Annotated in this window: 23 protein-coding genes; 18 read left to right on the top strand and 5 right to left on the bottom strand. The window is 61.6% G+C overall.

Translation table 11 applies throughout. From position 1 onward, the window contains the following. The first annotated feature begins 164 nt into the window (after window positions 1-164). The 5 genes from NNA36_RS02210 (at window position 165) to NNA36_RS02190 (ending at window position 5501) form a co-directional block, all read left to right on the top strand. The gene (locus NNA36_RS02210) at window positions 165-1436 is read left to right on the top strand and encodes an MFS transporter (protein WP_255103812.1); all 1272 of its coding nucleotides are present in this window, start codon (window positions 165-167) and stop codon (window positions 1434-1436) included. Between the two features lie 110 nt (window positions 1437-1546). Next, entirely contained in the window at window positions 1547-2548 is a 1002-nt protein-coding gene (gene dgcN, locus NNA36_RS02205) for an N-acetyltransferase DgcN (RefSeq protein ID WP_255103810.1), read from the top strand. Between the two features lie 78 nt (window positions 2549-2626). Next, complete coding sequence (gene dgcA, locus NNA36_RS02200; protein ID WP_255103808.1) at window positions 2627-3592, top strand: N-acetyl-D-Glu racemase DgcA; 966 nt, start codon at window positions 2627-2629, stop codon at window positions 3590-3592. Between the two features lie 70 nt (window positions 3593-3662). After that, a complete protein-coding gene (locus NNA36_RS02195; protein WP_255103807.1) occupies window positions 3663-4478 on the top strand; it encodes a hypothetical protein in 816 nt (271 codons plus the stop codon). Window positions 4479-4640: 162 nt separating this feature from the next. Continuing rightward, window positions 4641-5501, top strand: coding sequence for a D-amino-acid transaminase (locus NNA36_RS02190; protein WP_255103805.1), 861 nt, complete (start codon window positions 4641-4643; stop codon window positions 5499-5501). A gap of 271 nt (window positions 5502-5772) precedes the next feature. Here the strand turns inward: NNA36_RS02190 and NNA36_RS02185 are convergent, their stop codons facing one another. From NNA36_RS02185 to NNA36_RS02175, 3 genes are all read right to left on the bottom strand, one after another. Continuing rightward, window positions 5773-6567: a class III extradiol ring-cleavage dioxygenase gene (locus NNA36_RS02185; RefSeq protein WP_255103804.1), complete on the bottom strand. Its 795-nt coding sequence runs from the start codon at window positions 6565-6567 to the stop codon at window positions 5773-5775. Between the two features lie 108 nt (window positions 6568-6675). Next, window positions 6676-6993, bottom strand: a complete 318-nt coding sequence (locus NNA36_RS02180; protein WP_255103802.1) for a DUF1244 domain-containing protein — start codon at window positions 6991-6993, stop codon at window positions 6676-6678. A 117-nt stretch (window positions 6994-7110) separates the two neighbouring features. Beyond that, window positions 7111-7854 carry an N-formylglutamate amidohydrolase gene (locus NNA36_RS02175; protein WP_255103800.1) on the bottom strand — a complete coding sequence of 248 codons (744 nt, stop codon included), beginning with the start codon at window positions 7852-7854 and terminating at the stop codon, window positions 7111-7113. Window positions 7855-7976: 122 nt separating this feature from the next. On the opposite strand from NNA36_RS02175, the gene pyk reads away from it, so the two are divergent. The 10 genes from pyk to pheT all read left to right on the top strand — a co-directional run bounded on the left by pyk (window position 7977) and on the right by pheT (window position 18973). Further along, entirely contained in the window at window positions 7977-9422 is a 1446-nt protein-coding gene (pyk, locus tag NNA36_RS02170) for a pyruvate kinase (protein WP_255103798.1), read from the top strand. A 32-nt stretch (window positions 9423-9454) separates the two neighbouring features. Further along, a complete protein-coding gene (locus NNA36_RS02165; protein ID WP_255103796.1) occupies window positions 9455-9679 on the top strand; it encodes a hypothetical protein in 225 nt (74 codons plus the stop codon). Window positions 9680-9787: 108 nt separating this feature from the next. Beyond that, window positions 9788-9988, top strand: coding sequence for a 50S ribosomal protein L35 (rpmI, locus tag NNA36_RS02160; RefSeq protein WP_234138760.1), 201 nt, complete (start codon window positions 9788-9790; stop codon window positions 9986-9988). A gap of 15 nt (window positions 9989-10003) precedes the next feature. Then, window positions 10004-10369, top strand: coding sequence for a 50S ribosomal protein L20 (gene rplT, locus NNA36_RS02155; RefSeq protein WP_255103794.1), 366 nt, complete (start codon window positions 10004-10006; stop codon window positions 10367-10369). Window positions 10370-10538: 169 nt separating this feature from the next. Further along, on the top strand, window positions 10539-12143 hold the full coding sequence (locus NNA36_RS02150) for a calcium-binding protein (protein ID WP_255103792.1): 1605 nt from the start codon (window positions 10539-10541) through the stop codon (window positions 12141-12143). A gap of 160 nt (window positions 12144-12303) precedes the next feature. Next, entirely contained in the window at window positions 12304-13371 is a 1068-nt protein-coding gene (locus tag NNA36_RS02145) for a Hint domain-containing protein (protein WP_255103790.1), read from the top strand. Window positions 13372-13485: 114 nt separating this feature from the next. After that, window positions 13486-14559 carry a phenylalanine--tRNA ligase subunit alpha gene (pheS, locus tag NNA36_RS02140; protein WP_255103789.1) on the top strand — a complete coding sequence of 358 codons (1074 nt, stop codon included), beginning with the start codon at window positions 13486-13488 and terminating at the stop codon, window positions 14557-14559. 146 nt (window positions 14560-14705) lie between these two features. Further along, window positions 14706-15476 carry a type 1 glutamine amidotransferase gene (locus NNA36_RS02135; protein ID WP_255103787.1) on the top strand — a complete coding sequence of 257 codons (771 nt, stop codon included), beginning with the start codon at window positions 14706-14708 and terminating at the stop codon, window positions 15474-15476. 51 nt (window positions 15477-15527) lie between these two features. Continuing rightward, window positions 15528-16451, top strand: coding sequence for a dimethylarginine dimethylaminohydrolase family protein (locus NNA36_RS02130; protein WP_255103785.1), 924 nt, complete (start codon window positions 15528-15530; stop codon window positions 16449-16451). A gap of 122 nt (window positions 16452-16573) precedes the next feature. Further along, the gene (gene pheT, locus NNA36_RS02125) at window positions 16574-18973 is read left to right on the top strand and encodes a phenylalanine--tRNA ligase subunit beta (protein ID WP_255103784.1); all 2400 of its coding nucleotides are present in this window, start codon (window positions 16574-16576) and stop codon (window positions 18971-18973) included. Window positions 18974-19048: 75 nt separating this feature from the next. On the opposite strand, the gene NNA36_RS02120 is transcribed toward pheT, so the two are convergent. Next, window positions 19049-19867, bottom strand: coding sequence for a DUF2189 domain-containing protein (locus tag NNA36_RS02120; RefSeq protein ID WP_255103782.1), 819 nt, complete (start codon window positions 19865-19867; stop codon window positions 19049-19051). A gap of 255 nt (window positions 19868-20122) precedes the next feature. On the opposite strand from NNA36_RS02120, the gene NNA36_RS02115 reads away from it, so the two are divergent. The 3 genes from NNA36_RS02115 to NNA36_RS02105 all read left to right on the top strand — a co-directional run bounded on the left by NNA36_RS02115 (window position 20123) and on the right by NNA36_RS02105 (window position 22979). Further along, a complete protein-coding gene (locus tag NNA36_RS02115; RefSeq protein ID WP_255103780.1) occupies window positions 20123-20761 on the top strand; it encodes a class I SAM-dependent methyltransferase in 639 nt (212 codons plus the stop codon). 90 nt (window positions 20762-20851) lie between these two features. Next, on the top strand, window positions 20852-21301 hold the full coding sequence (locus tag NNA36_RS02110; RefSeq protein ID WP_255103778.1) for a YtoQ family protein: 450 nt from the start codon (window positions 20852-20854) through the stop codon (window positions 21299-21301). Window positions 21302-21374: 73 nt separating this feature from the next. Then, window positions 21375-22979, top strand: coding sequence for a GMC family oxidoreductase (locus NNA36_RS02105; RefSeq protein WP_255103776.1), 1605 nt, complete (start codon window positions 21375-21377; stop codon window positions 22977-22979). A gap of 31 nt (window positions 22980-23010) precedes the next feature. Here NNA36_RS02105 and NNA36_RS02100 read toward each other — a convergent pair whose 3' ends face one another. Further along, a complete protein-coding gene (locus NNA36_RS02100) occupies window positions 23011-23709 on the bottom strand; it encodes a glutathione S-transferase family protein (RefSeq protein WP_255103774.1) in 699 nt (232 codons plus the stop codon). Between the last annotated feature and the right edge of the window lie 12 nt (window positions 23710-23721).

The following is a 23721-nucleotide window of genomic DNA, read 5'->3' as shown; positions in this document are numbered from 1 at the left end:
TCGGTAAGGAAATTTCGTCAAAGTCGAGTGGAGTGTTATTAAGTTGCGCTGCGCTGCGCAAGGAAATTTTGCGCCCGCAGAAATACTGACGCTGCGATGCGGCGGCGTTTTTGTTGCCGCAAACAGACGCGAAGGCCGTGGTGGCGATATGCGAAGGCGGAATCATGAAACGTGCATTCCTTGAAAACTGGGCCCTGTTCCTGGGCATGATGATGTTGATGATCGCCAACGGCCTGTTGGTGACCTTGCTGACCATTCGCGGATCGGGGCTGGGATTTTCCGAGTTCACGATCTCGATCATGCAGGCGGCCTATCCGCTTGGGGCGCTTGCCGGGACGGCGATTGCGCCCAAGATGGTCGAGAAAGTGGGACATATCCGGGCGTTTTCGGCTCTGGCCTCGCTGGTGTCGATTTCGGCGATCGTGCACCTTCTGACCTCTGATCCGGCATCGTGGTCGGCGATGCGGTTCCTGGCGGGGTTCTGTTATCCCGGCATGTATGTGATCACCGAAAGCTGGTTGCAGGCGAAATCGGAGAACCACAACCGCGCGCAGATCCTGTCGCTGTATTTCATGATCTGGATGGCGGGGCCGGCGATCGGGACCGCGCTTGTGGCGGCGCCTGATCCGACGGGCAACATGCTGTTCGGGGTGGTGTCGATCCTGATCTCACTGGCGATCGTGCCGCTTTTGCTTTCGGGCAACAAGGCGCCGGACTACGAGGTGCCGGACCGGATGCCGGTGATGAAACTGTATCGTGTGTCGCCGACGGCAGTGGCGGGCAACCTGATCAGCGCCACGGCGGTGGCCGGCTGGTTTATCGCCTTGCCGCTGTTTGCACTGGCGCAGGGTATGTCGGCAGCGCAGGCTTCGGGGGCGCTGGTGGTGGCGATGATCGTTGGAGCCGTGGTGCAATATCCTGTCGGCTGGATCAGCGACAAGACAGACCGTCGACTGGTGTTGCTGGGGCTTGGGGTGATTGGGGGGGGGGCCTGCCTGTGGATGCTGGTGACGCCCGGACCGCGAGCCATGGTGATTGGGTTCGCGTTGCTCGCCGGGGCCAGCTTGCCGATGTATGCGGTCTGTTCGGCCCATGCCAATGACCAGTTGAAACCCTCGCAAATCGTGCCTGCCAGTGGCACCATGGCCTTTGTTCTGAACGTTGGGCAGTTCGTGGGTATCCTGATCATTCCTAATACGGTCAGCATTGCTGACGGAAATGGGTTCCTGATGGTGCTGGCGGCCCTGTGTTTCATGGTCTCTGCGGTGTCCCTGATGCGTCGCGTTCAAGAGGCCGCGCCGGAAGAAACGGGCTCCTTGCAGGCGATGGCGGTGCTTGGCGCGCCCCAAACGGGGGTGTTGCAGGCGGAATCCTGGATTGCAGAGGAAGAAAGTGGCAATCATTCTGACGTAGCGGGAGAATCTTCGTCAAATTGATGAGTATGTCGTGATTTCTTGCGCGTCGGTTTGTGCATTCGGCGAATTAGGTATGAACTTGCGCTGAACTCCGTGGAAACTCTTTCACAAGAGAGAGAAGGATTCCCGCGATGATCAAGACACCCTACCTGCTTTTCCTGGGCGATGCCCCCGACCAGCTTGCCGCGAAAGTGGCGCAAGGCATCAAGGACTGGCGTCCCGAGAACGCCGTTGGCCAATTCCGCATGGAAGGCTGCAAGGCAGATGTCGGCCTGACCGACATGACGCTTGAAGAGGCCAAGGCCGCGGGCGCCAAGACGCTGGTGATCGGCGTGGCCAACCGTGGCGGCGTGATCAGCCAGGAGTGGAAGAAGGTTCTGGTGATGGCGCTGGAAGAAGGTTTTGACCTGGCCTCCGGCCTGCACAACCTGCTGCGCGACGAGCCTGATCTTGTGGCCGTGGCCGAAGCGACCGGCCAGGAACTGCATGACGTGCGTATCCCGGAAGTGGAATACCCGATTGCAAACGGCAAGAAGCGCAGCGGCAAGCGCGTGCTGGCGGTTGGCACCGACTGTTCGGTTGGCAAGATGTACACCGCCCTGTGCATGGACGCCGAAATGCGCAAGCGCGGCATGAAGTCGACCTTCCGTGCTACCGGCCAGACCGGCATCCTGATCACCGGTGACGGTGTGCCGCTGGACGCGGTGATTGCCGACTTCATGGCCGGTTCGGTGGAATATCTGACCCCCGACAACGATGCGGATCACTGGGATCACATCGAGGGTCAGGGTTCGTTGTTCCACGTGTCCTATTCGGGTGTGACCATGGCGCTGATCCATGGTGGCCAGCCGGATGCGCTGATCCTGGCGCACGAGCCGACCCGCGAACACATGCGCGGCCTGCCCGAGTACCAGCAACCGTCGCTGCAGGCGCTGCGTGACACCGCCCTGACCCTCGGCAAGGTGGCGAACCCGGATTGTCAGGTTGTTGGGATCTCGGTGAACACCCAGCATATGTCGGACGAGGACGCCAAGGCCTATCTGGCCGAGGTCGAAGCCGAAATGGGCCTGCCGACCACCGATCCGTTCCGCTATGGTGCGGGCAAGCTGGTGGATGCGCTGGCGGCGATCTAAATCGCTGGCGGTGACGGTTTCGGGGGCTTTGCCCCCGGACCCCCAGGGTACTTGAACCAAGAAGAAGAGGGCAGGGTTTTGCAGATTTCAGTCACGCGCGACGTGTTCAAGCTGGCGCAGGTGTTCACCATCAGCCGGGGATCGCGCACCGAGGCGAAGGTGCTGACGGTGCGGGTGTCGAAGGACGGGGTGACCGGATGGGGCGAATGTGTGCCCTATGCGCGCTATGACGAGACGCTGGAGAGTGTGACAGCGGAAATCGAGGCCCTTCCGGGCGCCTTTGATCGCGAGGCGCTGTATGATCTGCTGCCTGCGGGGGCGGCGCGCAACGCGGTGGATTGTGCCCTGTGGGATCTTGAAGCCAAGGCTGCGGGCAAGCGGATCTGGGAGTTGGCCGGTCTGGCCGCGCCGGGGCCGGAAATCACGGCCTATACGCTCTCTCTCGATACGCCGGAAAAGATGCGGGAGCAGGCGGCCAAGAATGCCTTTCGGCCGCTGTTGAAGATCAAGCTGGGCACGCCGGATGACATGCCGCGCCTTGAGGCGGTGCGTGCCGGTGCGCCCGCGTCGAAGATCATCGTGGATGCCAACGAGGGCTGGAGCGCCGAGGTTTATGCCGATCTTGCGCCGCATCTTGTGCGCCTTGGGGTGGCCCTTGTGGAACAGCCTTTGCCGGCGGGAGAAGACGAGGCGCTGATCGGGATGGAGCGGCCGGTGCCGGTTTGTGCTGACGAGAGCTGTCATGATCGCACCAGCCTGCCCAAGCTGAAGGGCAAGTATGACGTGGTGAACATCAAGCTGGACAAGACCGGTGGTCTGACCGAGGCGCTGCGTCTGCGCGAGGCGGCTTTGGCGGAAGGTTATAAGGTCATGGTGGGCTGCATGGTGGGCTCGTCGCTGGCGATGGCGCCGGCCACATTGGTGGCGCAGGGGGCGATGGTGACCGATCTGGACGGGCCGCTTTTGCTGGCCGAGGACCGTGACCAGCCGCTGGTGTTTGACGATGCGGGCGTGCATCCGCCGGTTGCCGCGCTCTGGGGCTGAGGCTGCGGATGACCGTTTACTTGGGACCACTGACTGCGCCACATTGGGGCGTATCGTTTTGGAGGGTCTCATGTTTGTAAAACGCGTTCTGGCGCTTGTGGTTGGGCTGGCGGTTCTTGGGCCGCTGCCATTGCTGGCGGATGGTGGTTCCTGGAAGGTCGCGTTGAACAAGCGGCAGGCTGACAAGTTCGCGGCCCTGAAAGAACGACCGGGGATCACGGCATTTGCTATTTCACCGGATGGGGCCTGGGGGCATTCCTGGGGTTACAACACCACAAAGGCGGCGAGTGCGCGGGCCCTTGCCGGATGTCGGGGGTTCCTGAAGCCGGGGCGGCGGGATTGCATCCTGTTCGCGGTGGACGGGGTGATCGTGGCGCAACCTGTGGCCAAGACCCGCGTGGTGTCGAAGGTCTACAAGCCGATCAATGGCAAGACGGCGCCGGCGTTCTTTGGCCGTGCGGCGGTGAATTTCACCGGCAACAAGGCGGCTGCGGTGGCCGATTACAAGGCGCTTGAGAAGGCGCCGTCGCATCGCAGCCGGTTGGCGCGGGACAAGCAGCTCGAGGCGGCGCTGATGAAGCGCAGTTTCATGAACACACAGCATCGGGCGTTTGCGATCTGGTTCGAGGTGGGGCATGGCGCGCAGCACAGCAAGGCCAATAGCGGCATTCTGCGCACGGATTTTGGCGAGTGGGTGGCCACGAAGGACGGGTTGGTTTGCATGTTCGACAGTGTTTCGGACAATGGCAAGCGGTACGGAACGCGGTGTTTGATCATTCATGAGATCGACAATGGCGCGGCGCGGTTCTCGTGGGCCACATCGCCCGGCACAAAGTACAAAGGCCAGATTATCGCCGGTGATGCCCGCTATGGGGCGGCAAAGTGAGCCTTGGGGGATCACAAGACTTGACCGGCGCAGCGGCTTGGCCGATGAGCGAGGCAACAGATCCCCGCGCGGGACATGACAACGGGGTAAACCCCACCGAATAACGCCTTGTCCGGTGCGATACCGGAGGGGGACAGCAAGTTGAGAAGGACTGTGAAAGACATGACGCGTACCGTTTATGTGAATGGCGACTACCTGCCGGAAACCGAAGCCAAGGTTTCGATCTTTGACCGTGGGTTCCTGATGGCGGACGCGGTTTACGAGGTGACCTCGGTTCTGGATGGCAAGCTGATCGATTTTGAAGGTCACGCGGTGCGCCTGAAGCGGTCGCTGGACGAGCTGGACATGGCCGAGCCCTGCACGAAAGAGGAACTGCTGGAGATTCACCGCAAGCTGGTTGAATTGAACGGGATCGACGAGGGGCTTGTGTATCTGCAAGTGACCCGCGGGTCGGATGGCGACCGCGATTTCGTGTTCCCGGGTGATGATGTGAAGCCGACCATCGTGCTGTTCACCCAGAACAAGCCCGGTCTGGCCGACAGCCCGGCGGCGCAGAAGGGTGCCAAGATCATCTCGATCGAGGACATCCGCTGGGGCCGTCGTGATATCAAGACCGTGCAGCTTCTCTACCCCTCGATGGGCAAGATGATGGCCAAGAAGGCGGGCTGTGATGATGCGTGGATGATCGAGGACGGCTATGTCACCGAGGGCACGTCGAACAACGCCTATTTCGTGAAGAACGGCAAGATCGTGACCCGTCCGCTGTCGAACGACATCCTGCATGGCATTACCCGCGCGGCGGTGCTGCGTCTGGCGCAAGAGGCGCAGATGGAGATCGAAGAGCGCCTGTTCACCATCGACGAGGCGAAAGAGGCGGATGAGGCCTTTACCACCTCGGCGTCGGCCTTCGTGATGCCGGTTGTCGAGATCGACGGTGTGACCCTTGGCGACGGCACCCCCGGTCCGATCGCAAAGCGCCTGCGCGAGATCTATCTGGATGAAGGTCGCAAGGCCGCGATCTGATCCACGCTTTCAAGACAAGACCATGAGGCGTTGGGGGGCACCCCGGCGCCTTTTTCTTTGCCGGATCGCGATCTGAATGTTGGGGGTAGGGTGACAGGGCGGGGCGTGGCCGCCCTGTCGGAGATCTGTTTCACCCACCGACCCACATGGGGATGCAAGCGGAGCCAGCGGGTAAAAGTGTCCTCCCTCGCCGAGGACAGGTCTTTTGTAATTCAAGTCCTCAACCAAAGGCAGAGGGGTTTCGGGATAATGCCCTATCCGAAAGGATAGGTCAGCCGAAGCGGAAGCCGGATGCGGTGACGCCGCCGAAGATATCCTTCTGGTGATAGATGCGGGTGGCGGGGTCGTTTTCCGCCGCGCCGAGGGCGGTGAACAGCGGGACGAAGTGGTCTTCCTTGGCGTGGCAGGTGCGGGCGTGGGGGGCCTGTTCCCAGTTTTCCAGTGCCTTGGTTCTGTCTTCGGCGGGAAGTGCCAGCGCGGTGTTGAGCCAGCCGTCGAAGGCTTCCGACGGTTCGCGGGCGGTTTCGTTCATCAGGCGCAGGTTGTGGTAGCTGAGGCCGGAGCCGATGATCACCACGCCCTGATCGCGCAGGGGGGCGAGGGCGCGGCCAAGGGCCATGTGCTGGACCGGATCGTAATTGTGGCGCATGGAGACCTGGAACACGGGCACGTCGGCCTCTGGGTACATCACGGCAAGCGGGGCGAAGGTGCCGTGGTCAAAGCCGATCTCGGGATCGAGACGTGCGGGCAGGCCGGCGGCGGTGATCAGGTCGAGGGTGTGCTGCGCGAGATCGGGCGCGCCGGGGGCGGGGTAGGTGACCTCGTAGGTTTCGGGGGGAAAGCCGAAGTAGTCATAGACCATCGGTGGATTGGCAGAGGACATCACCGCGAAGTCATCGGTTTCCCAGTGGCCGGAGATCATCAGGATGGCGCTGGGGCGTTCGGGGAGCTGGTTGGGCATCTCCTTGAGGGAGGCCTCGAGCGGGGCGAATTGCGCACGCCAATCGGGCATCCAGGGCCAGGGGCCGCCACCGTGGGAGATGAAGAAGGTGGGCATACGTGTCATGAAAGCCTCCGGGGTTGGCAGGGATCGGTATGCCATAGGTAATCGGAGAGGCTTGGTGCTGACAGGCCCGCAGGCGCACAGGGGTTGTGCGCCTGTGGATGGTGGGGGTCAGGCTTTGTCTTCGCCGACGTTCTCGGCAAAGGCGACCTTGAAGGCGGCCTGTTTCTCGGCGCTGGCCTCGGTCTGGTAGTTGGCTTTCCACTCGTCCATGGTCATGCCGTAGTAGATTTCGCGGGCTTCGTTCTTGTCCATTTCGATGCCGCGTTCGTTGGCGGCCTCCTGGTACCAGCGCGAGAGGCAGTTGCGGCAGAAACCGGCGAGGTTCATCATGTCGATGTTCTGCACGTCGGTGCGCTTTTCCATCAGGTGTTCACGCAGGGCGCGGAAGGCAGCGGCCTCGATTTCGATCTGGGTTTGCTTGTCCATTGCGGTGCTCCGGGTGGGAAGGGTGTTTCCCTCAAAGTAGTATGCGCGGGGCCCGCTATCCACAAGAGAGCGGATTGGCGCGTTGTGTTCCGTCAGGCGCAGGCCTGACAGGACGGGTCAGAGACCGGTGGTATCCAGAACGTCGGTCAGGATCGGGGCGAGACGTTCGGCCCAGGCGGATTGCTTGGTCTCGGTGTCGATCTCGTCGTGGCGCAGTTCGATCAGCGCGTTCAGGCGACCGTGGGCGAAGGCGTGTTTGTCGACCGAGTCGCCCGGCAGGTGGCCGGCGTAGGGTTCATTGTCGCCAACGGTCAGATCGCCTTCTTGCTCCAGTCGCTTGATGAAGGGGATGCCGAAGCGGTCTTCCTGCGGGGCGTGCAGGATGCCGATCTCCCACGGGCGCGGGGCGCGACCGTTCAGTTTCGGCGAGAAGCTGTGCATGGCGATGATGATGACGTCTTCGCGGGCGGCGGCCAGATCGGCCAGCGCGTTGTGATAGGGCAGGTAGTAGGCCTGTTTGCGGCGCTCGATCTCGGCCTCGTCGATGTTGCGGTTGGCGGGGATGATGGTGCCGTCATAGAGGTGCATGACAAGCGTGGGGTCGTCTTCGCCGCGGTTCGGGTCGATCACGAGGCGGGAAAAGTTGCTTGCGATGACCGGGGCGTCAAGCAGTTCGCCAAGGCGCAGCGAGGTGCCGAGTGCGCCGACGTCAAAGGCGATGTGGCGCTGCATATCTTCGGCGGCAAGCCCCAAATCGCCGCCGTTGATCTCAACGGGAACGTGGTTCGATGCGTGGTCAACGGTGATCAGCCAGCGCGATTTGCGCTCGGCCCCATAGATGTGAAAAGGTTGGTATGTCATGTGCCTGTCATTTCCTTCGACGAACTACTTAGGGCAGTTGCCAGCGGAATGGAATTGCGTGATAAGCACGGTGACTGGAGTTAGCGGTAACAGTGCCGCTTTTTTAGAAGAATGACGGGCAGATGAGACGACTGAGAAATGTGAAGATCGTGGCCACGCTGGGGCCGGCAAGCGAAACCTATGACATGATCCGCGCTTTGCACGAAGCGGGGGCGGATGTGTTTCGTCTCAACATGAGCCACGGCAGCCACGAGGAAATCCGCGAGAAGCACCGGATCATCCGCCAGATCGAGAAAGAGCTGAGCAGCCCGATCGCGATTCTTGCCGATCTTCAGGGGCCGAAACTTCGGGTCGGCGTGTTTGCCAACGAGGTCGAAGAGCTTGTTGACGGGGCGGCGTTCCGGCTGGATCTGAACGAGGCCGCGGGCGATGTGACCCGCGTGTGCCTGCCGCATCCCGAGATTTTCGCCGCCCTTGAGCCGGGATCGACGCTGTTGGTGAACGACGGCAAGATTCGCCTGCGGGTGGAAGACTGTGGCGCGGATTTTGCCAATTGCGTGGTGGTGAACGGCGGGACGATTTCGAACCGCAAGGGCGTGAACGTGCCGGACGTGGTTCTGCCGCTGGCGGCGCTCTCCGAGAAGGACCGTGACGACCTTGAGTTCGTATGTGGCCTTGGCGTGGACTGGCTGGCGCTGTCTTTCGTGCAGCGCCCCGAGGACGTGCATGAAGCGCGGGAGTTGGCGCAGGGGCGGGCGGCGATCCTGTCGAAGATCGAGAAACCGGCGGCTGTCGAGGCGTTTGACGATATCCTTGAGGTGTCGGACGGCATCATGGTGGCGCGCGGTGATCTTGGGGTGGAGCTGCCGGTCAGCCATGTGCCGCCGATCCAGAAGCGTCTTGTGCGCAAGTGCCGTTTCGCGGCCAAGCCGGTGATCGTGGCGACCCAGATGCTTGAGAGCATGATCGAAAGCCCGATGCCGACCCGCGCCGAGGTGTCCGACGTGTCGAACGCCATCTACGAGGGGGCCGATGCGATCATGTTGTCGGCGGAATCGGCGGCGGGGCATTTCCCGATCGAGGCGGTTGGCACGATGAACGCGGTGGCCGAAGAGGTCGAGAGCGATCCAACCTATCGCCAGATCATTGAGGCCTCGCGCAGTGCGCCACGCTCGAGCGTGGCGGATGCCATCGTGGCGGCGGCGCGTGAGGTGGCGGAAACCACCGAGGTGCAGGCGATCTGTTCCTTTACCGAATCCGGGACCACGGCGCTCAAGATCGCGCGGGAACGGCCAAGGGTTCCGATCATCGCCATGACCAGCTTGCGGGGCACCGCGCGGCGGCTGGCGCTGAGCTGGGGCACCAACTGCGTGATGACCGACGAGCTGAACCGCTTCAAGGGCGCGGTGGTGGCCGCGGCGCGGGCGGCGACGTCGCATGGCTATGCCGGGCCGGAAGACCAGATCGTGGTGACAGCGGGCCTGCCGTTCAACGTGCCGGGGACAACCAACATCCTTCGGGTGACCTCGTGTGATGAGCGTTTGATTTACAATACGGAAACGGAGTAGGTTCCTCTTCAGGAATTTGAGGAACCGGGTGGATGAACGCCGACTATTTGATGACCATCGGGCTTGTCCTGGGACTGTTTTCCATCCCGGCGATGCTGTCGTCCTATGCCGAAGCGCGGGTGCCGCGTGGATCAATGGCGGCTTTCATCCTGGCCGGGGCGCTGATCGTCTATGCCTATAGTCAGAACCCGCAGCGTTACGCGGTGGCGCAGCTGCCCAACGTGGTGGTTACGGTGATCGCCGATATCATCAAATAAGCCCTTGCAGAAAAGGGATTCGGGACGTATACGGCGCCTCTATGCGCGCGACCGGCCCGAGAGGCATGCCGAGTCGCGTCTATAACCGACCATCTAAGGAGTACGGAAATGCCCAAGATGAAAACGAAGTCGAGCGCCAAAAAGCGCTTCAAAGTGACTGCCACCGGCAAAGTCAAAGCTGGCCAAGCTGGTAAGCGTCACGGCATGATCAAGCGGACCACCAAGTTCATCCGCGATGCCCGTGGCACCACCACCCTGTCCGCCCCCGACGCAAAGATCGTCAAGGGCTACATGCCCTACGACCGCTAAGAGGAGTTTTGAGAGATGTCCCGAGTTAAAGGTGGTACCGTCACTCACGCCCGTCACAAGAAAATCATCAAAGCCGCGAAGGGCTATTATGGCCGCCGCAAGAACACCTTCAAGGTGGCGTCGCAGGCAGTTGACAAGGCGAACCAATACGCAACCCGCGACCGTAAGAACCGCAAGCGCAATTTCCGCGCGCTGTGGATCCAGCGTATCAACGCTGCTGTTCGCGCACATGACGCAGAGCTGAGCTACTCGCGCTTCATCAACGGCCTGAACCTGGCCGGTATCGAAGTCGACCGTAAGGTTCTGGCTGACCTGGCTGTACACGAGCCGGAAGCATTTGCCGCGATCGTTGATCAGGCAAAAGGCGCGCTGGCCGCGTAAGCAGATTTCCCCAAGGGGATTTCAAAAACGCCGCTGACCATCGGGTCGGCGGCGTTTTTCGTTGTAGGGCTCGGGGCTGCAAGAGAGGGCCGAAAAGACACGAATCTTGTGTTTTTCTCAAAAAATGGGACAATTGCCGCCATTGATTTATCAATTAGGAGAATGTGGCATGTCTATTTTTGAGACAGAAGTTCTTAAGGTCACGGCCGGTGGTGCCGTGTCTGTTGTTGACCTGGAAATCCATGACGATGACTTCAAGATGCAGTCTGAGGAGGTCGGAGCAGAGTGGATCGTGGACGGGGTTTCGCTTGGGCCGGATGCACCGGTTCTCAACATCGGCCGGCTGGAACGTACTGAGTATAATGGCCAGACGTGGGAACTTGGGACGATCCATTTCTCGGACGGCGCCAATGATTATTACATGTCTTTGGTGGGACAGGACCCCAACCACATCGAGAGTTTCGTCAGCTTTACGAGCACCGGAACTGCCGGGAGTATTCAATACGCTTTCTATGGCGCAACGCCCAAGGACTCTGACACCTATTCCGGCGATGCCCTGATGCTGCGCTATGACAGCGGTGGTGTCTTGCAAAGCTTTGAGGCCAACGTGTTCCGCGCCCTAGACGATGATGGCACGATCGAGTTTGCCAGCGAGACGGGAGAACAGCCGATCGGGCTTGGGGCCGACAGCCTTTTCCGCCTCGATATTTACGAGACGGATGCCGGGGCGGGTGACACGCTGATGGTCAAGGTTCGGGTCGAGTATACGACGGCATCAGGCAACGGCACGATGGATGCGATCAAGGTGACCGAGAAGCATGGGCCGAGTACCTATGTGTTCTATGTGCCGGAAAACGGCCATGTGGACCTTTCGACGATCACCGGATTTGTTTCGGAAACTGTGCTGGCAGGCAGCCTGGAAGGGGACAGCTGGGCGGATTATGGCCTGACGACGGACCTTATCACCGTAAATGGCACCTCCGGGAATGACAGTCTCGAGGGCGGACATGATCACGACAAGCTTAAGGGCAATGCGGGGGATGATTTCCTGTTTGGCTATGTCGGTGATGACGAACTGCGCGGCGGGGCGGGTGATGATGTCCTGTTTGGCGGTCAGGGAGAAGACGACATGGAGGGCGGCAGCGATGCGGACGTTCTTTATGGCGGAATGCACAAGGACCATCTGAAGGGCGGCAAGAACGGAGACGAGCTGTTCGGCGGCGCTGGTGGTGATACGCTGGAAGGCGGCACCGGGCTTGATACCCTTGAAGGCGGGCGCGGTTATGACAGCCTGCTGGGCGGTGATCATGCCGACTCGCTCAAGGGGGACGATGGCTATGACACGCTGAAAGGCGGCAAGGGCAACGACACGCTGAAGGGTGGCAAGGGTAATGACGAGCTGTTGGGCGGCAACGGTGCTGACCGGCTCGAAGGCGGCAAAGGGCTTGATGACTTGTCTGGCGGCGGCGGCAACGACGAGTTGCTTGGTCAGAAGGGCAAGGACACCCTGAACGGTGGGGCCGGGGCGGATACGCTGACCGGCGGAGAGGCCGCCGACACCTTTGTGTTCACTGCCGATGGCGCGACGGATACGATCACGGATTTCGAGGATGGCACCGACCTGATCGACCTGGACGTGGGCTTTGGATCGCTGACAATTGCCGACGTGGCACCGGGCGAGGTGCATATCACCCATAGTGGCGAGACGCTGATCGTGATGGACAGCGGCGGCACGCTTACTGCGGCGGATTTCTCGGCGGCGGACTTCATTTAAGCGCCTGACGGAAAACCCAAAAACGAAAACACCTGTGATTGAGGCAGCAATTGCCTCAATTGTTCCTTCTTGTCGCCGATTCGGATGTTTAGCCAAACCATACGGACATGGATGGCTTGGGGATGGGCCGCCGTGTTGCTTATAGCGACGGGGAGCCAGAATGGCGCGTATCAGTGAACTGCATTATTCGAATGCCTATGCCCGGAATTCCGGGGTCGACGAGTTTCTGGAAGTGGCACTTTCACCGGGAGAAGACCCGGCGGATTTCGTTGTTTCCTTCTACGAAGCGGATGGATCGGTCGGGATCGAGATCCCGCTGACCCATACCGATGTCCAGGTCACCTTTGACCCGATCAGCGGCGAAACCGCCTATGTGATCTCGGCTGCAAACTTTCCGATTCTGCTGACCGATCCGAATGGAGGTGGTACCGGAAACTATGAAGCCTATGCGCTGACCAATGTGGACAGCGACGAGGTGATCGACTTTTACGATATTGGTGGCGGTACAACGAACATACTGGCGCTGGATGGGGCTGCGGCGGGAGAGACGTCGGAGAACCTTGCGGTGCTTGTCGGGCCTGAGTCGACGACCACCACCTTGCAGTTCAACCTGCCCAATCCGGATACGCTGACCTATGGCACCGTCGATCCCGGTGCGACCGGGATTGCCTGTTTCGTGGAGGGTGCGCTGATTGAAACGGCAGAGGGACCCAAACGGATCGAGACCTTGCTGGAGGGCGACCTTGTTCTGACGCGGGACAACGGGATGCAGCCGCTGCGCTGGATCGGCAGCCGCAAGGTATCGGGGCAGGGCGAGTTTGCGCCGGTGCGGTTTCCCAAGGGGGTGCTTGGGGCAGAGCGTGATCACTACCTGTCGCAACAGCATCGGGTGCTGGTCACCGGCTGGATGGCCGAGTTGCTGTGTGGCGAGTTGGAAGTGCTGGTGCCAGCCAAGGCGCTGGCACGCGGTGGCCCCGGCATCATCGAGCCGCGGGACGAGGTGACCTATTTCCACCTCTTGTTCGACACGCACCAGATTGTTGTGGCCGACGGTGTGGAGAGCGAGAGCTTTTTCCCCGGTGAATACGGCGTAGCCGGGTTCGACAGCGAGACCCGCGAAGAGGTCTTGGCGCTGTTTCCGGAACTGTCGATGGCAGGCACCTACGGCAGCACCGCACGGCAGGCCGTGTCGATGCGCGAAGGTGTGGCGCTCGCGGCGATGATCTGAGACGGGTTGCCTTCAATTCAGCTTTGTTCGACTGCACGTCCAATGGCCGCGCCCTAGCGGGTTGCGAAACCGTGCCGATGTCGGTAGCAGGGGGCAACGGAATTGGAGGGTCGGATGGACGATCTGAGAGACAAGTATATCGGTCTGATTTCTGAAGCGGGCGACGAGGCTGCGCTGGAAGATCTGCGTGTGCAGGCCGTGGGCAAGAAGGGCGAGATCAGCCTGAAGATGCGCGAACTGGGCAAGATGACCCCGGAAGAGCGCCAGGTGATGGGCCCCAAGCTGAACGCGCTGAAAGACGAGATCAACTCGGCGCTGGCGGGCAAAAAGGCTGCGCTGGCCGATGCGGCGCTGGAAGAGCGCCTGAAGGCCGAGTGGCTTGACGTGACCCTGCCGTCGCGTGGCCGCCGCCAAGGCACGATCCACCCGATCAGCCAAGTGACCGAGGAAGTGACCGCGATCTTTGCCGATATGGGCTTTGCGGTGGCCGAAGGTCCGCAGGTCGAGAGCGATTGGTTCAACTTTGATGCGCTGAACATTCCGGGCCACCACCCGGCGCGTGCCGAAATGGACACCTTCTATATGCACCGCGCCGAGGGCGACGAACGTCCGCCGCATGTGCTTCGCACGCATACGTCGCCGGTGCAGATCCGCTCGATGGAGCAGAAGGGCGCGCCGATCCGCGTGATCTGTCCGGGTCGCGTGTACCGCGCCGACTATGACCAGACCCACACGCCGATGTTCCACCAGATCGAGGGCCTTGCGCTGGACAAGGACATCTCGATGGCCAACCTGAAGTGGGTTCTCGAGGAATTCGTGAAGTCCTTCTTCGAGGTGGACGACGTGGAACTGCGTTTCCGCGCCTCGCACTTCCCCTTCACCGAGCCGTCGGCCGAGGTCGATATCCGCTGCTCGTGGGAAGGTGGCACGCTGAAAGTGGGTGAAGGCGATGACTGGCTCGAGATTCTCGGGTCGGGCATGGTGCATCCGAAAGTGCTTCAGGCCGGCGGGATCGACCCCAACGAGTACCAGGGCTTTGCCTTTGGTCTGGGGATCGACCGGATCGCGATGCTGAAATACGGCATTCCGGACCTGCGCGCCTTCTTTGACAGCGACCTGCGCTGGCTGCGCCACTATGGTTTTGCCTCGCTGGACCAGCCGACGCTGCACGGCGGTCTGAGCCGGTAAGCAATCAGGTTTGATTGGAGTGAAACGGGGTGCCTTGGCGCCCCGTTTTGCATTTCAGGAGGGTGCCAAAGCGACACGGCATGTCGCGGATGGCGGTTTGCGAGGGGTGGTTGTGCGGTTAGCCTGTGGGTGGGAGGAGACCACCAATGACCACCATTTTGATCCTTGAAGGCAACTCGACCGCCATGGTGCAGCAGGGCAAGGCGGATGCCCTGCCTTTCGTGAAGAGCTTTATGGCGCTTGATCCGTCGGTGCGGGTGCGGGTGGATGCGCCCTATGCGCGCCCGCTTGAGGCGGCGGACCTTGAGGGGGTGGATGGTGTTGTCTTTACCGGGTCGGGTGTAGAATGGTCGACGGCGGAACCGGAGGCCGAGCCCCTGCGGGCGGCGATGCGGCAGGTGTTCGAGGCGGGGCTTCCTTCGTGGGGGTCGTGCAACGGGATGCAGCTTGCGGCAGTTGTTCTGGGGGGCGATGTGGGGGCCTCGCCCAAAGGGGTGGAGCTTGGCATTGCGCAGGACATCACGCTGACCGAGGCGGCCGGGGCACATCCGATGATGGCGGGCAAGGCCAGTGGGTTTGGATCGCCCTGCGTGCATCGTGACGAGGTTCAAAGACTGCCCGAGGGGGCGGTGTTGATGGCCGGGAATGCCCATTCGCCGGTTCAGGCCTTTGTCTACGAGAAGGACGGCGTGGATTTCTGGGGGGTGCAGTATCACCCGGAGTGCGATGCGTTGGACCTTGCGTCCTGGCTGCGGCCCAAGGGGGCGCACGGCGAGATGGTGGCCGATCTCGAGACCATGGATGCGGCGGCGGCTGCGCGGCTTGGGACGACAGCCGAGGAAATGTCGGGGCCGGTGCGGATGAAAGAACTGGCAAACTGGCTGGATCACGTGAAGGCACGTGCCGGGAATGCTTGACTCGGGATGCCCCTTGGTCCGAGCCTGCGGAAAACAGCGAGGGAGCATGTCATGAGCGAACAGGGATTTTCATTGCGCGCGCGGCGCGACGGGGGCGGGACGCCGATCCTGAACAACTGGGGGGCCAACAGCGACTATGGCACGCTGCGGTCTGTGTTGTTGGGGCCGATCGAGAACTACAAGTGGTTGCAGACCTCGAGCCTGTCGAAGAAATCCCTGCGCCGTGGGGTGCCGTTTGATCCGAAGGTGGCCCAGGCCCAACATGCGGAAATGGTCGATGCCTATCGCAGTGCCGATGTGGATGTGCATTTCCACAAGGGTGATCCGCATCTGCCCTATCAGGTTTATGCGCGCGACAGTTCGGTGATGACGCCGATGGGGGCGATCATCACCCATATGGCACAGCCGTGGCGGCGGGGAGAGAACTTTCGCGCCATCGAGACCTACCATGATCTTGGCATACCGATTTACGACTATGTGACCGCCGGAACCTTTGAAGGGGGCGATTTCAACGTGATCGAGCCGGGGGCGGTTCTGATCGGGTGGGAAGGGCCGGAGGGGCGATCATCGGAAGAGGGCGCCCGCCAGATTGCGGGCTGGATGGAGGCCGAGGGCTGGGAAGTGATGTTGATGGACATCGACCCCTATTATGTTCACATCGACCTGATGGTGGTGATGCTGGCGCCCAAGCTGGCGGCGGTCTGCATCGAATGCACCGATCCCAAGGTGGTGGACTGGCTGAAGGCGAAACAGATCGAGATCATCGAGGTGCCGTTCCAGGAGACCATGGCGCTGGGCTGTAACGTGGTTGCGCTGGGTGAGGATCGGGTGTTGTTGCCGGCGGCGTCGAAGACGCTCAAGCAAAAGCTGAAGGCGCGCGGCTTTACGATCTATGATCCCGAACTCGACATGATCACGCAGGGCGGCGGTGGCGTTCACTGCATGTGCCAGAGCCTGATCCGCGATCCCGTCTAGGGGCGGGGTATCTGTGGCAAAAGCGCGGAAGGGCGGGGCGGAAACGCCTATGCGCCCTTTCCCCTTTGGGACATATCCGCTAAAGCCCTCATGACCCGAATTCTGACCGATGGAATCTGACGATGAAATTCACGCTGTCCTGGCTGAAAGATCACCTCGAGACCGAGGCGAGCCTTGATGAAATCCTTTATGCGCTGACCGATCTTGGTCTGGAAGTGGAAGAGGTTTCCAACCCGGCGGAGCGTCTGAAGGACTTTACCATCGGCAAGGTGAAACACGCCGAGAAGCATCCGGATGCCGACAAGCTGAAGGTGTGCAAGGTGGACACCGACGAAGGCGAATTGCAGATCATCTGTGGCGCGCCGAATGCCCGTGAGGGGATCACCGTGGTTGTGGCCAAGCCGGGCGTCTATGTGCCGGGCATCGACATCACCATCGGTGTCGGCAAGATCCGTGGCATCGAGAGCTTTGGCATGATGGCCTCGGAGCGCGAGATGGAGCTGTCGGACGAGCATGACGGCATCATCGAGCTGCCTTCGGGCGAGGTGGGCGACCGTTTCGTCGACTGGCTGGCCGAGAATGATCCGGCCAAGGTGGACGCGGTGATCGAGATTGCCATCACGCCGAACCGCCCGGACGCGCTTGGCGTACGCGGCATTGCGCTGGATCTTGCGGCGCGTGGCCTTGGCACCATGAAGCCGGCGCCGACCGCAGATGTGAAGGGCGGTTTCCCGAGCCCGATCTCCATCACCATCGACGAGGATACCCGCGAGAAGGGCTGCGAGGTTTTTGCCGGCCGTCTGATCAAGGGCGTGAAGAACGGCCCCTCGCCGAAGTGGCTGCAGGACCGCCTGCGCGCCATCGGCCTGCGTCCGATCTCGGCGCTGGTGGATGTGACCAACTTCTTCACCTTTGACCGTAACCGTCCGCTGCACGTGTTCGACGCCGACAAGGTGAATGGCAACCTGCGGGTGCATCGCGCCAAGGGTGGCGAGACGCTGATGGGTCTCGACGAGAAGGAATACACCTTTGCCGAGGGCATGGTGGTGATTTCGGACGACGAGGGCATCGAATCGATTGGTGGCATCATGGGCGGCCTGCCGACCGGATGCACCGAGGACACCGTGAACGTGTTCCTTGAGGCGGCTGTCTGGGACAACGTGCAGATCGCCTATACGGGCCGTGGTCTGAAGATCAATTCGGACGCGCGTTACCGCAACGAACGTGGCATCGACCCGGCCTTCAACATGGAAGCCATCGACCTTGCCACCCAGATGATCATCGACCTGTGTGGCGGTGAGCCGTCGGAGGTTGTGGTTGCGGGTGAGGTGCCGGACGTGAGCCGCGCCTACAAGCTCGATACCGACCGCGTGCAATCGCTGGTTGGCATGGAAATCCCCGCAGAGGAACAGCGCGCGACCCTTGAGGCGCTGGGTTTTGTTCTGGAAGGCGACATGGCCCATGTACCAAGCTGGCGCCCCGACGTTCTGGGCGAAGCGGACCTCGTGGAAGAGGTGGCGCGGGTGGCCTCGCTGACCAAGCTGAAGGGCAAGCCGATGGCGCGTGCCGTTGCCGGTGTGCCCGGTATGGTTCTGACGCCGCTGCAAAAGCGCGAACAGATCGCACGCCGGACCTCGGCGGCGCTGGGCTACAACGAATGCGTGACCTATTCCTTTATCGACCAGAAATCGGCGGCGCTGTTTGGTGGCGGTGATGATGCGGCGATGCTGGAAAACCCGATCTCGACCGAGATGAGCCACATGCGCCCGTCGCTGCTGCCCGGTCTGTTGCAGGCGGCGGCACGCAACCAGGCGCGCGGTTTCATGGATCAGGCGCTGTTCGAATGCGGCCCCGTCTTCCACGGTGGCGAGCCGGGCGAGCAGGAGAACCTCGTGACCGGTATCCTTGTCGGGCGCACCATGAGCAAGGACATCCACGGCGAGAGCCGTGTGGTGGACGTGTATGACGCCAAGGCCGACATGGAAGCGGTTCTGTCGGCGCTGGGCGCGCCGGCCAAGCTGACCTACAACCGTGGCACCAATGGCTGGTGGCATCCGGGCCGCAGCGCCAAGGTGGGTCTGGGTCCGAAGAAGGTTCTGGGTGCCTTTGGCGAATTGCACCCCAAGGTGCTTGAGGCGATGGACGTGAAGGGGCCGGTTGTGGCCTTTGCCATCCACTTTGCCGAGATCCCGATGCCGCGCAAGAAAGGTGCCTCTAAGGGTGCGCTGGAGCTGCGTGATCTGCAGGCGGTCGAGCGTGACTTTGCCTTTGTGGTGGATGCCGGTGTCGAGGCGATCACCCTTGTGAATGCCGCGGCCGGTGCCGACAAGGCATTGATCGAAGAGGTGCGCGTGTTCGACGAGTTCATCGGCGGATCGCTGGGCGAGGGCAAGAAATCCATCGCCGTTACCGTGCGTTTGCAGCCCACCGAGAAGACGCTGAAAGAAGCCGATATCGAAGCGGTGGCAGGCAAGATCGTCGAGAAGGTATCAAAGGCCACCGGCGGTACGCTGCGCGGCTGATCCCCGACCCGCATCAGAGTTTGAAAAGGCGCCCCATCGGGCGCCTTTTTTCTGTCTGGGAGGTATGGCCGATACTTAGCCTTCGGACGGTTGCACCGCCCGTTGGTAGAGGTGCCAGGTGGTGTGGCCGAGGATGGGTAGGGTGACGATCAGGCCGAGGAAGGCGGGGAGCATCGACAGGAGCATCGTGGCCGAGATGATGGCCGCCCAGATCAGCATGACCACAGGGTTTTCGGTGACGACGCGAATGGAGGTGAGCATGGCCGAGACGAAGTTGGTCTCGCGGTCGAGAAGCATCGGCATGGCGACCACGGTGACCGTGAACAGGGCTGCGGAAAGGACCGCGCCTGCCAGCGTACCGATGGCGAGGAAGGTCCAGCCTTCGGGGGTGTAGAGGACGATGTTCAGGAAGCCTTCGAAATCCGAGAAGGAGGCGTTCTGGAGGATGATCGCCAGCCAGAGGCGGACCTGGTACATCCAGACCCAGAAGATGAAGAGGGTGACAAAGGCCATCCAGCCCATCTCGCGCTGGCGCTGGCGGGCCATGACGGAGAGGATGTCGGACCAGCCGAAGTTTTCGCCCTTCTGGCGGCGGCGGGACATCTCGTAGAGGCCGGCGGCCGCGAAAGGGGCGACCAGCGGAAAGCCGACGACGGCGGGAATGATCATCCAGATCTTGCCAAGCCAGACGAGGCACCAGACCAGGAGAATGCCGAACACCGCGTAGAACAGGCCGAAGAAGCCGCTCATCACGGGGCGGGCGAGGAAATCCGACAGCCCGGCCCTGAGAGAGGCGGCGATGTCGCCGGATGTCACCTTGTTGACCACCAGCATGTCATCAGACTGTGGTGCGGGGTTTTCGGGTGATGTGGACCCTGTGGCGTTGGACGTCATGTCATACTCCTCCCTAAGCATGGCATCCCGCGGGTCCGTTTTTCAACGCACCGCGGCGAAACTGTCGCGCGTCCTCCTGAGGTCAGTCTGCAATAGGTTGGGGCGTTGGGGCAAGATGGTTGGGGTTTGGTTGTCTCACGGCACCGCCGGGCTGCGCCTTGCATGAACTCTTTCTGGCTGACGCAGGGGCAGGGAGATTGAGTGCGGCGGTCGGCATCCCTATCTAGGGGCGAAGAGACTTCTGGAGTGGTGGTGATGTCAAAGAGTGTGCGGTTCTGGAACCGGATTGCCGAGAAATATGCGCAATCCCCGATCAAGGACATGAAGGGGTACGAGGCGACTCTGGCGCGGGTGCGGGCGCATCTGACACCGGACGACCACCTTTTGGAACTGGGCTGTGGCTCTGGATCGACGGCGGTGATGCTGGCGGGGGACGCGGGGCGGATCACGGCGACGGATTATGCCGGTGAAATGGTGGCGATCGGCCAGCGCAAGGCGGCAGAGGCGGGCGTGGAAAACGTGACCTTCCTTCAGGCTGATCCCTTTGATCCGGTGTTGGAGCCAGGGGCCTATGACGTGGTGATGGGGATGAACTTTTATCACCTTCTGGATGACATGTCGGCGGGGCTGACGCGCAGTGTCGAACTGGTGAAACCCGGTGGATACGTGATTGCCAAGACCCCCTGTCTGGGCGATGCGCCGTTTTTCAAACGCCTGATGCTGAAGACCATTGTTGGTGTTCTTCAGCTTGTCGGGAAAGCGCCGAGCGTGGGCTTCGTGACCGGTGACACGGTGGAAGCGCAGATGAAAGCAGCGGGGCTTGAGATTGTCGAGCGCTCGGTGACCGACGGTATGGTGCCGCGGGATTTCATCATTGCGCGGCGGCCGGCTTAAGGCGTTTCAAGCAGGATTTGTAGCGATCTGCCCCTTGGCGGCTGGGCATCGCCCCTGTAGGCCTTGGGAAAGTTGTTCAGGGAGCGCAGCATGACACTCAAGGTTTATCTTTCCGGCGAAATTCACACCGATTGGCGCGAGCAGATCATTGAGGGGGCAAAAGACCTTGATGTGCGCTTTGCCAGCCCGGTGACCGATCACGCGGCCAGTGATGATTGCGGTGTGGCGATCCTTGGCGCCGAGGACAACAAGTTCTGGCATGACCACAAGGGTGCCAAGCTGAACGCGATCCGGACCCGCAAGGGGATCGAGGATGCCGACGTGGTGGTGGTGCGGTTTGGCGAGAAATACAAACAGTGGAACGCGGCCTTTGATGCGGGTTATGCTGCGGCGCTTGGCAAGTCGATCATCGTGCTGAGCATGCCCGAACACCAGCACGCGCTGAAAGAGGTACACGCGGCGGCGCTGGCGGTGGCAGAAGAACCCAAGCAGGTTGTCGAGATGCTGCGCTATGTCTTGGGTGGCACGCTGCCAGCCTGAGCGTTGCGCTGCGTCACCCTTGCCGGATCAGGTTGAGGCTGCCTAGGCTCCTTTCCCAAAGGGGAGGGGTGTTATGGAATTTGATTATGTGATTGTCGGGGGCGGCTCGGCGGGCTGCGTGATGGCGGCGCGTCTGAGCGAAGACCCCGAGGTATCCGTCTGTCTGCTCGAAGCTGGCGGCAAGGGCGAAGACCTCGTGATCCGCGCGCCGGCATTGGTGGCCGCGATGATCTCGGGGCGGCCAAAGATCAACAACTGGGCGTTTCATACGGAACCGCAGCCCGAATTGAACGGGCGGCGCGGGTTCCAGCCGCGTGGCAAGACGCTTGGGGGATCGTCTGCCATCAACGCGATGCTGTATGTACGCGGGCACCAGTCGGACTATGACGATTGGGCCAATCTTGGCTGCGACGGCTGGGATTGGCAGAGCGTCCTGCCTTATTTCCGCAAGGCCGAAGGCAATGTGCGCGGAGGCGATGATCTGCATGGCGCGGACGGACCGTTGCAGGTGCGGGACCAATCGGCCCCGCGGGCGATTTCCGAGGCCTTCGTGGATGCGGCCGGAGAGATGCAGATCCGCGCGAATGATGACTTCAATGGGACGGAGCAGGAAGGGGCGGGCCTTTACCAGGTAACGCAGTTTCACAAGGGCAAGCGCGAAGGGCAGCGCTGTTCGGCTTCGGCGGCCTATCTGCGCAACATTCGTGACCGGGCGAACCTGAGCATCGTGACCCGCGCCCACGCGCAGCGGGTGGTGTTCGAAGGCACCCGGGCGAGTGGCGTTGAGTTTCGCCAGAGCGGCAGGATGCAGGTGGCCAAGGCGCGGCGGGAAGTGATCCTGTCGGGCGGGGCCTTTGGCTCGCCGCAGCTGTTGATGCTGTCGGGCGTTGGCCCGAGGGATGAGTTGGCGGCGCAGGGGATCGAGGTTGTGCGCGAGCTGCCCGGCGTGGGGCAGAACCTTCAGGATCACCTTGATTACGTGATGAGCTACCATTCCAAGCGCAAGGATGTGGTGGGTCTCAATCCGCGCGGGCTGTGGGATCTTGGCAAGGCCGGGATCAAATGGTGGCGCGAAAAAGGGGGCGAATTCTCGACACCTTTTGCCGAGGGCGGGGCGTTTTTCAAATCCGATCCGGGCATTGCGCGGCCTGATCTGCAACTGCATTTCGTGGTTGGGATCGTTGATGATCACATGCGTAAGATCCATCTGGCGCACGGGTTCTCCTGCCATGTATGCGTGCTGCGGCCGCATAGCCGGGGGCATGTCGGGTTGGCCTCGGACCGGGCCGGGGATGCGCCCCGGATTGATCCGCAGTTCCTGAGTGATGAGCGCGATCTGACGCTTTTGAAGAAAGGTGCACGGATGATGGAGAGCATTCTCGAGGCAGAGCCGCTGTCACCGTGGCGCGGCAAACGTCTCTATGCCCATGACGGCAGTGACGCGGCGCTTGAAGCGGATATCCGGGCGCGGGCGGATACGATTTATCACCCGGTGGGGACCTGCAAGATGGGCACGGACGAAATGGCCGTTGTGGACACAGAGGCGCGGGTTCATGGAGTCGAGGGGCTGCGTGTTGTCGATGCCTCGGTGATGCCGACGCTGGTGGGCGGGAACACCAATGCGCCGACCATCATGATTGCCGAGAAGATCGCAGACCAGATGCGCCAAGTGGCCTAAGCCAACGGCGCATCCGGGATCGTAGCGCGGGTCAGGGCCGCGGCGGTGTGTTGCGGCCTTTTTGGACGGCGGGGCGTGCCATGAAGCGGTCGATGTAGGCCGTCACATTGGGGAACTCGGACAGGCCCACGACTTCGGTTGCGCCGTAGAAATCCAGCGCACCGAGCCACGGGGCCAGTGCGATGTCGGCGATGGAATAGTCTCCGGCGATCCAGTCCTGGCCTTCAAGTTGCTGGTTCACCACGTTCAGCAGGCGTTTGGCTTCGTTGATGTAGCGCTCGCGGGGGCGCGGGTCTTCGATGTCCGCACCGGCGAATTTGTAGAAGAAACCAAGCTGGCCGAACATCGGGCCGACGCCGCCCATCTGGAACATCAGCCACTGGATCACCTGCGCCTTTTCGGCGGCGGTCTTGCCGATCAGCTGGCCGGATTTCTCGGCGAGGTAGATCAGGATGGCGCCGCTTTCGAACAGGGCGACCGGTTCGCCGTCGGGGCCATTGGGATCGAGGATCGCGGGGATCTTGTTGTTGGGGTTCAGGGCCAGAAACTCGGGGCTTTTGACCTCGGCATCCGAGAGGCCCACCAAATGCGCCTCGTAGGGCAGGCCGATCTCTTCGAGCATGATCGACACCTTGACGCCGTTGGGTGTGGGGAAGGCATAGAGTTGCAGGATGTCGGGGTTTTCGGCCGGATATTTCCCGTTGATCGGGTGATCGGTCACAAAGCTCATGGTGCGTCTCCT

Source organism: Shimia sp. CNT1-13L.2, assembly GCF_024331145.1.
Classification (GTDB): domain Bacteria; phylum Pseudomonadota; class Alphaproteobacteria; order Rhodobacterales; family Rhodobacteraceae; genus Shimia.
This window is presented reverse-complemented; position numbering and strand designations above follow the sequence as displayed.